At 69.6% G+C, this 12314-nt stretch carries 15 protein-coding genes; 3 read left to right on the top strand and 12 right to left on the bottom strand.

Translation table 11 applies throughout. The annotated features are described in order from the left end of the window. Window positions 1-11: 11 nt before the first annotated feature. Window positions 12-1841, top strand: coding sequence for an endonuclease/exonuclease/phosphatase family protein (locus OG595_RS33330; RefSeq protein WP_329278526.1), 1830 nt, complete (start codon window positions 12-14; stop codon window positions 1839-1841). 78 nt (window positions 1842-1919) lie between these two features. On the opposite strand, the gene OG595_RS33325 is transcribed toward OG595_RS33330, so the two are convergent. The 5 genes from OG595_RS33325 to OG595_RS33305 all read right to left on the bottom strand — a co-directional run bounded on the left by OG595_RS33325 (window position 1920) and on the right by OG595_RS33305 (window position 5060). Then, window positions 1920-2666, bottom strand: a complete 747-nt coding sequence (locus OG595_RS33325) for an SRPBCC family protein (RefSeq protein WP_329278524.1) — start codon at window positions 2664-2666, stop codon at window positions 1920-1922. A 5-nt stretch (window positions 2667-2671) separates the two neighbouring features. Continuing rightward, window positions 2672-3361 carry an ArsR/SmtB family transcription factor gene (locus OG595_RS33320; RefSeq protein ID WP_329278522.1) on the bottom strand — a complete coding sequence of 230 codons (690 nt, stop codon included), beginning with the start codon at window positions 3359-3361 and terminating at the stop codon, window positions 2672-2674. Between the two features lie 78 nt (window positions 3362-3439). Further along, window positions 3440-4144 (bottom strand): hypothetical protein, encoded by a 705-nt coding sequence (locus tag OG595_RS33315; protein ID WP_329278520.1) that lies wholly within the window; start codon window positions 4142-4144, stop codon window positions 3440-3442. Between the two features lie 83 nt (window positions 4145-4227). Beyond that, window positions 4228-4932 carry a hypothetical protein gene (locus tag OG595_RS33310; protein WP_329278518.1) on the bottom strand — a complete coding sequence of 235 codons (705 nt, stop codon included), beginning with the start codon at window positions 4930-4932 and terminating at the stop codon, window positions 4228-4230. Continuing rightward, a complete protein-coding gene (locus tag OG595_RS33305; protein WP_329278515.1) occupies window positions 4929-5060 on the bottom strand; it encodes a hypothetical protein in 132 nt (43 codons plus the stop codon). Before OG595_RS33305 ends, OG595_RS33310 begins: the two co-directional genes overlap by 4 nt. Window positions 5061-5234: 174 nt before the next feature. On the opposite strand from OG595_RS33305, the gene dapA reads away from it, so the two are divergent. Continuing rightward, the gene (gene dapA / locus OG595_RS33300) at window positions 5235-6137 is read left to right on the top strand and encodes a 4-hydroxy-tetrahydrodipicolinate synthase (protein WP_329278512.1); all 903 of its coding nucleotides are present in this window, start codon (window positions 5235-5237) and stop codon (window positions 6135-6137) included. A gap of 150 nt (window positions 6138-6287) precedes the next feature. Here dapA and dapD read toward each other — a convergent pair whose 3' ends face one another. The 3 genes from dapD to OG595_RS33285 form a co-directional block, all read right to left on the bottom strand. Next, window positions 6288-7277 carry a 2,3,4,5-tetrahydropyridine-2,6-dicarboxylate N-succinyltransferase gene (gene dapD, locus OG595_RS33295; protein WP_329278509.1) on the bottom strand — a complete coding sequence of 330 codons (990 nt, stop codon included), beginning with the start codon at window positions 7275-7277 and terminating at the stop codon, window positions 6288-6290. A 181-nt stretch (window positions 7278-7458) separates the two neighbouring features. Further along, window positions 7459-7998: a TetR/AcrR family transcriptional regulator gene (locus tag OG595_RS33290; protein ID WP_329278507.1), complete on the bottom strand. Its 540-nt coding sequence runs from the start codon at window positions 7996-7998 to the stop codon at window positions 7459-7461. After that, a complete protein-coding gene (locus OG595_RS33285) occupies window positions 7998-8318 on the bottom strand; it encodes a DMT family transporter (protein ID WP_164316260.1) in 321 nt (106 codons plus the stop codon). Before OG595_RS33285 ends, OG595_RS33290 begins: the two co-directional genes overlap by 1 nt. A 212-nt stretch (window positions 8319-8530) precedes the next feature. On the opposite strand from OG595_RS33285, the gene OG595_RS33280 reads away from it, so the two are divergent. Then, window positions 8531-9403 carry an AbfB domain-containing protein gene (locus tag OG595_RS33280; protein WP_329278502.1) on the top strand — a complete coding sequence of 291 codons (873 nt, stop codon included), beginning with the start codon at window positions 8531-8533 and terminating at the stop codon, window positions 9401-9403. Window positions 9404-9474: 71 nt separating this feature from the next. Here OG595_RS33280 and OG595_RS33275 read toward each other — a convergent pair whose 3' ends face one another. Genes OG595_RS33275 through sufC form a run of 4 tightly spaced genes read right to left on the bottom strand, consistent with a single transcriptional unit; the run spans window position 9475 to window position 12307 of the window. Further along, on the bottom strand, window positions 9475-9807 hold the full coding sequence (locus OG595_RS33275; protein ID WP_053741509.1) for a metal-sulfur cluster assembly factor: 333 nt from the start codon (window positions 9805-9807) through the stop codon (window positions 9475-9477). Next, window positions 9804-10271 carry a Fe-S cluster assembly sulfur transfer protein SufU gene (gene sufU, locus OG595_RS33270; RefSeq protein WP_329278497.1) on the bottom strand — a complete coding sequence of 156 codons (468 nt, stop codon included), beginning with the start codon at window positions 10269-10271 and terminating at the stop codon, window positions 9804-9806. Before sufU ends, OG595_RS33275 begins: the two co-directional genes overlap by 4 nt. A 15-nt stretch (window positions 10272-10286) precedes the next feature. Then, a complete protein-coding gene (locus OG595_RS33265) occupies window positions 10287-11543 on the bottom strand; it encodes a cysteine desulfurase (protein ID WP_329278495.1) in 1257 nt (418 codons plus the stop codon). Continuing rightward, entirely contained in the window at window positions 11540-12307 is a 768-nt protein-coding gene (gene sufC / locus OG595_RS33260; RefSeq protein WP_329278493.1) for a Fe-S cluster assembly ATPase SufC, read from the bottom strand. Before sufC ends, OG595_RS33265 begins: the two co-directional genes overlap by 4 nt. Between the last annotated feature and the right edge of the window lie 7 nt (window positions 12308-12314).

The following is a 12314-nucleotide window of genomic DNA, read 5'->3' as shown; positions in this document are numbered from 1 at the left end:
GAGGGATTCCGTTGCCGAGCAAGTCCTCTGCGCGTCTTGCCGCGCTCACTGTCGCCGCTGTCTGTTCCACTGTCGCCACCATGGTCGTGGTGCCGTCGGCCGCACACGCCGACACCGTGCATATTCATGACATCCAGGGCACCACGCGCCTGTCCCCGCTCTCGGGCCAGAAGGTCACGGACGTGGCGGGAATCGTCACCGGTGTCCGTACCTACGGTTCGTCGCGCGGTTTCTGGCTCCAGGACACGGCCCCGGACGCCGACCCGGCCACCAGCGAGGGCGTCTTCGTCTTCACCAGCACCAAGCCGACCGTCGCCGTCGGCGACTCGGTCACCGTCACCGGCACCGTCTCGGAGTACGTGCCCGGCGGCGCCTCGACCGGCAACCAGTCGGTGACGGAGATCGTCAAGCCGACGGTCACCGTCCTCTCCAGCGGCAACGCGGTCCCGGCGCCGGTCGTCGTCGACGCCCGGTCCGTACCGGCCGCCTACACCCCGGCGGGCGACACCGCCGCGAGCGGCTCGGTGAACGCGCTGACGCTGCGGCCCAAGAAGTACGCCCTGGACTACTACGAGTCCCTTGAGGGCATGAACGTCCAGGTCAAGAACGCCCGCGTGGTCACCGCCACCGACCCGTACACCGAGCTGTGGGTCACGGTGAAGCCGGACGAGAACGACAACCGGCGCGGCGGCACGGTGTACGGCTCGTACACCTCGCAGAACACCGGCCGGCTCCAGATCCAGTCCCTGGGCGCGGTCGCCGACTTCCCGACCGCGAACGTCGGCGACAGCCTCACGGGCACCACGACCGGCCCGCTGGACTACAACCAGTTCGGTGGCTACACCCTCGTCGCCAACGAGATCGGCACCCTCAAGCAGGGCGGCCTGAAGCGCGAGACGACCCGCAAGCAGTCGCGGAACGAGCTCGCGGTGGCGACGTACAACGTCGAGAACCTCGACCCGTCGGACACCAGCTTCGCCGCGCACGCCGCCGCGATCGTGAACAACCTGCAGTCGCCCGACATCCTGTCCCTGGAGGAGATCCAGGACAACAACGGCGCGACGAAGGACGGCACGGTCGCCGCCGACCAGACCGTCAAGAAACTGATCGACGCGATCGTGGCGGCGGGCGGCCCGGCGTACGACTGGCGCTCCATCGACCCGGTGGACCTCGCGGACGGCGGCGAGCCCGGCGGCAACATCCGTCAGGTGTTCCTGTTCAACCCGGCGCGGGTCTCCTTCACCGACCGGCCGGGCGGCGACGCCACGACCGCCACCGGTGTCACCAAGGACCACGGCAAGGCGGCCCTGACCCTCTCGCCGGGCCGGATAGACCCGGCCAACGCGGCCTGGACGAACAGCCGCAAGCCGCTCGCGGGCGAGTTCGTCTTCCGCGGCAAGACCGTCATCCTGATCGCCAACCACTTCGCGTCGAAGGGCGGCGACCAGGGCCTCACCTCGCAGTTCCAGCCGCCGGCGCGCAGCTCGGAGACCCAGCGTCACCTCCAGGCGACCGCGGTGAACTCGTTCGTCAAGGACATCCTGAAGGTCCAGAAGAACGCGGACGTGATCACGCTCGGCGACATCAACGACTTCGAGTTCTCCGACACCGCCAAGCTGCTGGAAGGCGACGGCGAACTGTGGTCGGCGATCAAGTCGCTGCCCAAGAGCGAGCGTTACACCTACGACTACCAGGGCAACAGCCAGGTCCTGGACCAGATCCTGGTCAGCCCGTCGATCAGCCGCAGCTGCGACTTCGACTACGACTCCGTGCACATCAACTCGGAGTTCAACGACCAGATCAGCGACCACGACCCGCAGGTGCTGCGGTTCCAGCCGTGACCGCCGACCGGTCCCGGTAGGTCCCAGCAGTCCCAGCAGTCCCAGTAATCGCAGCAGTAGCAGTCGTCGTACGGCCGCTCAGGACTGGCTGAACACGCCGTTCAGCCAGTCCTGCCAGGCGGTCTCGCACTCCTTGATGTCGGTGTCCGGCGTGAAGTCGTGCAGGGAGATGCCCACCGGGTAACCCCAGTGGTTCCGCCCGAAGAAGCGGGTGAGGCCCCGGTCCGTGCGCAGCCCGATGAAGTACGGGTTGCGGAAGTCGACCACGGCCTCGAACTCGTCGGGTCCCCGGACCGTCACCCGCGTACCGACGGGCACGTCCTCCCCGACCCCGAGCGCCCGCCCGACGACGGCGAGGGCGTCGGCGGCCTTGGACGCCTCGGGCCCGTCGAAGGTGGCGAACGCGGCCGGGCGGGGCGCGAAATGGGTCAGGTACTCGCGCAGGGTGTGCAGGTAGAAGTCGGTGTGCCGGGCGGCGCCGTCGTACTGGTTGTCCCAGTCGTCGACGAAGATCCCGCTGTGCACGTAACGCACCCAGGCCCGGCGGCCCTCGTCGCGCGGTTCGACGGTGTAGTCGAGCTGGTTGAGGGTCTGCTCGGAGATGCCCTCGACGTCCTCGACGCGGTTGGTGTAGCGGTGCGGCGGGTCCCAGGCGACGACCCTGGAACCGAAGGGCCCCTTGCCGCCGACCCGTGGCTCCGGCGGCTCCATCGGCCACAGATACCCTCCGGTCCTGGTGGTGACCGCCTCCCACACCTCCTCCGGACTGGCGTCGACCTCGAACTCGCGCGCGATCTCGAACTCCTTGGAGACTTCCTTGGACATGGCGCTCACTCCTGGATTTCCGCGGTGCCTGTGATGTGTGTGGTGCCGGTGAGGTCTGCCGTGCCGGTGACGTCCGCGGGCCCCGTCGTGCCTGACGTCGGTTCACCGGGCCGGGGCTTGACCGTCGGGTGCACGGCCACGACGATCCGGTGATCGCGCCCGCCCTCGGCACCGGGCGAGTCGTACTTGCGCAGCAACGCGCTGACGCCCGCCGTCAACTCCTCGATGAACGCGGCCCGGTCGCCGGCGGAGGCGAACCGCACCTCGCCGTCGAGCGCATAGGTGGCGAGCCTCTTACGGGCCCGGTCGGCGCCGGTGATCAGCGTGCCGACGTCCCGCACCAGCCGCGCCCCGACCGCCAGCAGCCAGCGCGCGGAGAGCTGGTCCCGGAAGCGGTCGGGATCGGGCTGTACGGCGGCCAGAGCGAGCGGCGAGATGACGTACGACGCGGCGGTCGCCCGCATCAGCCGCTCGGTGACGTTGCCCTTGCGGCGCTCCCCGGCCAGCTCGACCAGACCGTGCCGCTCCAGCGCCTTGAGGTGGTAGTTCACCTTCTGCCGGGGCAGTCCGACCTTGCCGGCCAGCATGGCGGCCGACGCGGGTCCGGCGGCCAGCTCGGCGAGCAGCCGGCCCCTTATGGGGTCCAGCGAGACGGCGGCAGCCGCCGGGTCCTCGATCACGGTGACGTCCAGCATGGCTCCACCGTCCCACCGAACACTTTTTTTGTCCAGGGGAGAAAAGTCTTCGGTGAGACCTCGGCGAAGCCGGTCGGATCACTCGGGGACGAGCCCGAGGACGTACGAGTACCGGCTGCCGCTGATCGACTTGACCGCGGGACACGTCCGTACGCGCTCCCACCGGGCGCCGGCCGCCTCGGCACCCTCCCCCGGCTCGGCGACGGCCGCGCCGTAGGACTCCGGGCTCTCCCACTCGGCGTAGTTCAGGACGTGGGTGCCGTCCTGGCTGAGATGGAAGTGCGCGGAGACGAGGCCGCGGTCCCTCTCCGGCGACTCGGCGAGGGCGCCGAGCACCAGGTCGACCCATTCGCGCCGCCGCTCCGCGGTCCCCTCCTCGAAGTCGATCCGGACGGTCACGACGAGCCCGGGAACGCGCGTGTCCCCGGCGGCCCGCTCCTGGCTGCGGTACCGCCGGTACCGGTCGAGGGCGACCCGCTCGATCCCCGGTACGGCGGTGTCGATCTCGTCGACGCGCGCCTGCCGCTGGGTCTTGACGAAGGCCTCGTGGTCCTGCTCCCGGGCCCACTGGGAGTGATGGAGCAGAGTGGTCCCGTCATGACCGGCGTAGACGAAGTAGCCGAGCCCTCCCCCCACCGGCCAGCCCTGACGCACCCAGGTCGCGGCGATGGCGTCGACCGTCTCCCGCTGCCGCTCGGGCGTGCCGACCCGCCAGGTGCCGAAGAAGGGCGCCTCGACGTCGGGGCGGGTGAGGTCGGGGTGTGCGTCGGTACGACGGGCCATGACGGCCTCCACTGGTCGGCATCGATGGGTCCGCCGACCAGCCTCCGACCTCGACCGCGGTTGAGGTCAAGCCCTGCTGGACATCAACTCCCCTGCCCTTTGGGCCCGTTGCCGGGTCCCCGCTCGTCCAGTCGCGCCAACTGGCCCTGGAACCAGTCGAGCCGGGCCTGCAACAGCGCGGCCTCGGCGACGAGTTCGGGCACCCCCAGGCCCTCGGCCACACCCGGTCGGCCGACGACCGCGGTGACGGCGCCGCTCCCCGCCACGACCCGCAGACCGCCGCCGGCCAGCCGCGCGAACCCCGCGAGCGACACGGACGTACGCCCCCTCGCGCAGCCCGCGCACGCGGCGGCCAGGCCGCGCCACCCGGGTCTTCCCCAGCCGGCGTCGGCGAGCACAGCGGCGACCGCACCGCAGGCGCAGGGTCCGACGGTCGCGACGCGCACCCGCTGGCGGGCGTAGCGGAAGCCGAGTTCGAAGCGGATGTAGGCACCGAGGACGGTGACGTCGAGCAGGACGGCCGTCCGGTGCTCGGCGGTGCACAGCAGCCCTTCGGCCGTCGCCCGGTCGTGCACGCAGTGGAAGCCGCAGTCGCAGCGGCGGTGCGGTGCGCGGTGCCGCAGGCCGTAGACACAGGACGCGTCGGCGAGAACCCCGTACGGCAGCGCACCGCCGAGCGACACTCCGGTGAACCCGGCCCGGGTGCCGTCCTGGGACAGCACCGGGTGGGCGATCTTGTATCCGGTCGGCGGCTCCGCCGGACGTTCCTCGGGGAGCCGCAGCCTCATCGTGCGACCGGAGCCTCTTCGGCGGTTGCCTCCGACTCGTCCATTTCTTCCGGAAGCAGGAGTTCCTCCTCCTGCCCGGGGGCCTGTTCCTCCGCGACACCGGTGGCGAGTGCCTTACCGAGCCTCATGACGCCTCCCATGACCTGCTGTTCGGTGACCGTCCCGACCATGGTGACCCATGGAGGCCCGAGTTGGCACCAGCGCCTCCCACCGCCGAATTTCCGAACCTGGAAGCATCGCTTATGAATACCCTGCAAAAGAATTAAGTGGAGCTTCACGGAAGGCTTGTCGAGACTGCTCGTATGACAACACCACCCGTGCCGTCCCCTCCCCCCTTCGGCCGCGCCCTGTGCGCGATGGTCACGCCCTTCACCGGCGAGGGCGCCCTGGACCTCGACGGCGCCCAGCGGCTCGCCGACCGGCTGGTGGCCGGGGGCTGCGACGGCCTCGTCCTCTCCGGCACGACGGGCGAGTCCCCGACCACATCGGACGCGGAGAAGTCGGCGCTGGTACGGGCGGTGCGGGAGGCGGTCGGTGCGCGCGCGTCGATCGTGGCGGGCATCGGCACCGCGGACACCCTGCACTCCGCCGAGCTGGCCCGGGCTGCCGAAAAGGCGGGCGCGGACGCCCTGCTGGCGGTCGCCCCCTACTACAGCCGCCCTCCGCAGGACGCGATCGAGGCCCACTTCCGCGAACTGGCGGACGCCTCCGCCCTCCCCCTGGCCCTGTACGACATCCCGGGCCGCACCGGTGTCCGTATCGAGCCGGAGACGATGATCCGCCTCTCCGGCCACCCGAGGATCGTCGCCGTGAAGGACTGCGCGTACGACCTGATGGGCACCCAGAAGGTCCTGTCCCGGACCGGCCTGGCGTTCTACACGGGCTGCGACGAATACGTGCTGGCACTGTACGCGCTGGGTGGCGCCGGCTACATCAGCACCGTGGCCAACGCGGTCCCCCGGCACTTCCGGTCCGTCATCGACGCGTTCGGCGCGGGCGGGACCACCGAGGCCGCCCGCCTCCAGCAACAGGCGCTTCCGCTCATCGAGTTGATGATGGCGTCCGGACTGCCGGGCGCGGTCACGGCCAAGGCCCTGCTCGGCGCGCTGGGCCTGCCCTCGGGCCCGGTGCGGGCACCGCTGCGACCGGCCGACCGGGCGGCAACGGACGAACTACTGGCGGCGTACGAGGAGTTGACCGCGTAGCCACCCCGCCGGAGGCCGACGGCCCGGGGACCGGAAACCCGGGAAGGGCCGGGAACCGTACCGTCGCGTCGGCGCGCGATACGACTCACGACCCTTCCAGAACCGCTCCCGCCGGAACCCGCGGACCGCGGCCGGGGTAGGCGGCGTACGTCAGTTGTGGCTGTGCAGGACCTCGTTCAGGCCGCCCCAGACCGCGTTGTTCGGACGGGCCTCGACCCTGCCCGTGACGGAGTTGCGGCGGAAGAGGATGTGGGAGGCGCCGGAGAGTTCACGGGCCTTGACGATCTGTCCGTCGGGCATGGTGACGAGGGTGCCGGCGGTGACGTACAGCCCGGCCTCGACCACGCACTCGTCGCCGAGCGCGATTCCCACGCCGGCCTCGGCGCCCACCAGGCAGCGCTCGCCGATGGTGATACGGACCTGGCCGCCACCGGACAGCGTGCCCATCGTCGAGGCACCGCCGCCGATGTCGGAACCGTCGCCGACCACGACTCCGGCGGAGACGCGGCCCTCGACCATCGACGTACCGAGCGTGCCCGCGTTGAAGTTGACGAAGCCCTCGTGCATGACGGTCGTGCCCTCGGCGAGGTGCGCGCCGAGGCGCACCCGGTCGGCGTCGGCGATGCGGACGCCCTTGGGAGCCACGTAGTCGGTCATGCGGGGGAACTTGTCGATGGACGTGACCTGGAGGTGCAGGCCCTCGGCGCGGGCGTTGAGCCGCACCTTCTCGACGTCGTCCACCGCGACCGGGCCGAGCGAGGTCCAGGCGACGTTGGCGAGGTGGGCGAACATGCCGTCCAGGGACTGCCCGTGCGGCTTCACGAGCCGGTGCGAGAGCAGGTGGAGGCGGAGGTAGACGTCGTGCGCGTCGAGCGGCTTGTCGTCGAGGGAGGCGATGACCGTACGGACGGCGACCACCTCGACGCCCCGGCGCGCGTCCGGTCCGACCGCTTTCGCCGCACCCTCGCCGAGCGCCTCGACGGCCCGCTCGACGGACAGCCGCTCGGTACCGGCGGGGCCGGGCTCGGCGGACAGTTCGGGGGCGGGGAACCAGGTGTCGAGAACGGTGCCGTCGGCGGCGACGGTGGCAAGCCCGGCGGCCACGGCGCCGGTGGTGCGGGAAGCAGTCGTGTCGGTCATGGAGAAAACCTAACTTGCCCGAGCCCGCAGGGGCGAACCAGCACGGAACGGATCTCAAGGGCCGGTCACAGTCCCCCGGCAGGCATCATCCAGCCCCTCCGGCGTTCCAGGAGCGGGCGTTCGGGGGCGGACCCCCGAGGAGGGGACGGGCACGGGCGGCGGGGACGGAAACCCTCCCGCGTCAGACCCGCAGCACCCTCCCGAACACCTCCCGGGCGAACCCCTCGTCGTAGACACCGCCCGTGAGCAGCACCTGGAGACAGATCCCGTCCATCACCGCCACCAGCGCCCGCGCGGTGACCGCGTCCGTCCGCCCGCCCAGCAACTCGGCGACCCCCTCGGCCCATTCGGCGGCAACGGACCGCAGCGCCGGCCGCCGGAGCGCCGCCAGATACAGCTCGCACTCCAGCTCGACCCCCGCCCGGTCCCCCGACAGCCACTCCCCCAGCAGCCCGGCAAGCTCCCCCGCCAGATCGGCCCGGTCGTCCCGCAGCCCGCCCCGCGCGGCCACCACCTTCGCGAAGCCCTCGTTCGCCTGCCTGAGCGCGGCGACGAGCAGTTCGTCGAGGGTGCTGAAGTGATACGTCGTGGACCCCAGCGGCACATCCGCCTCCGCCGCCACCGACCGATGGCTCAGTCCGGCGATGCCCTTCTCCCCCACCACCCGGATCGCCGCGTCGATGATCCGCTGGCGCCGCTCGGGGTCGTACCGCCGCACCATCAGTGCGCACCACCCATGTTGAGCACGACGACCCCGCCGATGATGAGCACGATTCCCGCGACCTTCGTCACACTCATGCCCTCCCCGAGGAACACCGCCCCGATCGTCGCGACAGCCGCCGTCCCGATCCCCGACCAGATCGCGTACGCCGTTCCGACGGAGACGGTCTTCAGCGTCTGTGCGAGCAGCACGAAAGCGACGGCATACCCCAGGCCGGTCAGCACGGAGGGCCACAACCTGCTGAAACCGTCGCTGTACTTCATGGCGGTCGTGGCACCCACCTCGGCGGCGATGGCTCCGACCAGCAACACATATCCCATGTGTACGAGTGTACGCATCGATGCGTACGTCCGTACACAGCAACTGCCCAAACCCACCCTCACTCCGCACCTCGCCACCAACTCCCCCGGCCCCCGGTCTCATTGAGGAAACAACCCTTCTCACGGCACTGGACGTCACCTAGCCTCGCGTCCATTACTGTTTCAACCACTCGTTCACACGTTCGCCACAGGCGACGCCGGAGGAACAGCGCATGGCAGAAGAAAAGCCCCGGCTCATCCCGACTCAACCGTGGGAGAACGGCTGGGCCCCGGACACCTCGCGTGTGCCCGGGACGCGACGGCTCTGGATGGCGGGCACCCTGGCCCTGTCGGTCGTGGCCGCCTGTGTGACCGCGATCATCGTCACGGACCAGCAGGCCGAGGAACCGGTGCCCGTGGCGAAGGCCCCCGTGCCCTCGCCCGGTTCGACGTACCCCGGTCTCCTCACCTTCGCCTCCCCGTCGGCGTCCGAGGACACACCGCCGAACGGAAAGAGCGGCCTGTCGTCGGCCCAGCCGACCACATCGGCCTCGCCGTCCGCCGCGGCCCCCGCGCCGGACGTCAAGGGCTCCGCCTCCGCGCCCGCCAAGGAGACTCCCGCGAAGCCCGCCACCTCCCCGTCCCCCGGCAAGTCCTCCGCCGCTCCTGGTGGACAGTCGGGGTCGCACATCTGGAAGTCCGTCGAGGCGGCCAGCTACCCCGGCCGCTACTGGCACGTGTCAGACGGCCTGGTGAAGCTCGACCAGGTCCGCGGCTCGGAATCCCGCGAGGACTCCACCTTCGACGCCGTCAAGGGGCTGTCCAACAGCTCCTGCTACTCGTTCAAGACGCACGACGGCAAGTACCTGCGCCACCGCAACTTCATCCTGCGCGCCGAAGGCAACGACGGCTCCGCGCTGTTCAAGCAGGACGCCACCTTCTGCGCCGCGTACGCGGGGTATTCGGACGCGGTGCTGTTCCAGTCCGTGAACTACCCCAACTACGCGCTGCGCCAGAAGGACTTCCAGATACGTCTGGACCCGTGGGGCTACAACACCACGAACCGCCAGGACTTCGCCTTCCGCGTCGTGAACCCGCTGGCCTGAGACACGACGAAAGCGGCGGCACCCGAGAGGGTGCCGCCGCTTTCGTACGCGGTGCGGGAGAGGACCGAACCTCAGACGTTGAACCCGAGCGCCCGGAGCTGGTCCCGCCCGTCGTCGGTGATCTTGTCCGGGCCCCACGGCGGCATCCACACCCAGTTGATGCGCAGTTCGTTGACGATGCCGTCCGTGGCGGACTTGGCCTGGTCCTCGATGACGTCCGTGAGCGGGCAGGCCGCCGACGTCAGGGTCATGTCGATCGTCGCGATGTTCGCGTCGTCGATGTGGATGCCGTAGATCAGACCCAGATTGACGACGTCGATGCCCAGTTCGGGGTCGACGACGTCGTACAGCGCCTCGCGGACCTCGTCCTCCGAGGCCGGCTTCATCTCGATGGTCTCGCTCATGCCGTCTTCCTTTCGGCGGCGTCCGAGCCCAGGGCCTGGGCCGTCGCGTCCTTCCACGCCATCCAGCTGAGCAGCGCGCACTTCACCCGGGCGGGGTACTTGGAGACACCGGCGAACGCGACAGCGTCCTCCAGCACCTCCTCCATCGCGTCGTCCGGTTCGAGCCGGCCCTTGGACTGCATCAGTTCCAGGAAGGTCTCCTGGATCTTCTGCGCCTCGGACAGTTCCTTGCCGACCAGGAGCTCGTTCAGCACGGAGGCCGACGCCTGGCTGATCGAGCACCCCTGGCCCTCGTACGAGACATCACTGATCGTCGCGCCGTCGTACTTCACGCGCAGGGTGATCTCGTCGCCGCACGTCGGGTTGACGTGGTGCACCTCGGCGTCGCCATCCCGGAGACCGCGCCCGTGCGGGTGCTTGTAGTGGTCCAGGATGACTTCCTGGTACATCGAATCAAGCTTCACGACTCAGCCAGCTCCTCAGCCGAAGAAGTTCCGTACGTGCTCCAGCCCGTCGATCAGCGCATCGATCTCGGTCGGCGTGGAGTACAGATAGAACGACGCTCGCGTGGTCGCAGGAATTCCGTAGCGCAGGCAGACCGGCCGGGCACAGTGGTGACCGACACGGACCGCGATGCCCTGCTCGTCGAGGACCTGGCCCACGTCGTGCGGGTGGATGTCACCGAGCGTGAAGGAGATCGCCGCGCCCCGGTCCTCGGCCGTGGTCGGGCCGATGATCCGCAGGTCGGGGACCTCGCCGAGCCGCTTCACCGCGTACTCGGTGAGCGCGTGCTCATGGGCGAGGATCTTGTCCATGCCGATCGCGGAGAGATAGTCGATCGCCGCACCGAGACCGACCGCCTGGGCGATCGGCGGAGTGCCCGCCTCGAACTTGTGCGGGGCGGGAGCGTAGGTCGACGAGTGCATCGACACGGTCTCGATCATCTCGCCGCCGCCCAGGAACGGCGGGAGGTCCTCCAGCAGCTCCTGGCGGCCCCACAGCACCCCGATGCCCGTCGGGCCGCACATCTTGTGGCCGGTGAAGGCGACGAAGTCGGCCTGGAGGGCCTGGACGTCCAAGGGCATGTGCGGGGCGGCCTGCGAGGCGTCGATCAGGACCAGGGCCCCGACCTCCTGAGCGCGGCGCACGATCTTCTCGACCGGGTTGACCGTGCCCAGGATGTTGGAGACCAGCACGAAGGAGACGATCTTGGTCTTCTCGGTGATGACCTCGTCTATGTTCGAGAGGTCGAGGCGCCCGTCGTCGGTCAGGCCGAACCACTTCAGCTTCGCGCCCGTGCGCTGCGCGAGCAGCTGCCACGGCACGATGTTGGAGTGGTGCTCCATCTCCGTGATGACGATCTCGGTCTCGTGGTCGACCCGGTAGGGCTCGTCGGCCCAGCCCAGCATGTTGGCCACGAGGTTGAGCGACTCGGAGGCGTTCTTCGTGAAGATCACCTCGTCGCGGCTGGGCGCGTTGATGAACGCGGCGACCTTGTCGCGCGCGCCCTCGTACAGCGCCGTGGCCTCCTCCGCGAGCACATGGATGCCACGGTGCACGTTGGCGTTGTGCTGCTCGTAGTACTCGGAGAGAGTGTCGATCACCTGGCGGGGCGTCTGCGAGGTCGCCGCGTTGTCCAGGTAAACGAGCTTCTTGCCGTCGTGGATCACCCGGTCGAGGATCGGGAAGTCCTTACGGATCGCCTCGGTGTCGAGGAGGCCCGGCAACTGTGTCACGCGGATGCGCCACCCTTCACGTCGTACGACTCGTAGCCCTCGTTCTCCAGCTTGTCGGCGAGCTCGGGGCCACCCGACTCGACGATCCGGCCGCCGGAGAAGACGTGCACGTGGTCGGGCTTGATGTAGCGCAGGATGCGCGTGTAGTGCGTGATCAGCAGAGTGCCGACCTCGCCGCTCTCGCGGACGCGGTTGACGCCCTCGGAGACGATGCGCAGGGCGTCGACGTCCAGACCGGAGTCCGTCTCGTCGAGGACCGCGATCTTCGGCTTGAGGAGCTCCAGCTGGAGGATCTCGTGGCGCTTCTTCTCACCGCCGGAGAAGCCCTCGTTGACGTTGCGCTCGGCGAAGGAGGGGTCCATGTTGAGACGCTGCATGGCCTCCTTGACCTCCTTCACCCACAGGCGCAGCTTCGGCGCCTCACCGCGGATGGCGGTGGCGGACGTACGAAGGAAGTTGGAGACGGAGACACCGGGGATCTCGACCGGGTACTGCATCGCCAGGAACAGGCCCGCGCGGGCGCGCTCGTCGACGGACATCTCCAGGACGTCCTCGCCGTCGAGGGTGACGGTGCCGCCGGTGATCGTGTACTTCGGGTGACCGGCGAGCGAGTAGGCGAGGGTCGACTTGCCGGAGCCGTTGGGGCCCATGATGGCGTGGGTCTCGCCCTGCTTCACGGTGAGGTCGACGCCCTTGAGGATCTCCTTCGTGGCGTTGTCGGCCTCGACGGTGACGTGCAGGTCGTGGATTTCAAGCGTTGCCATGGGTTCC

The organism is Streptomyces sp. NBC_01451, from assembly GCF_036227485.1.
Taxonomy (GTDB): domain Bacteria; phylum Actinomycetota; class Actinomycetes; order Streptomycetales; family Streptomycetaceae; genus Streptomyces.
The sequence above is the reverse complement of the archived record's forward strand: the minus strand, read 5'-3'. Positions and strand labels throughout refer to the sequence as shown.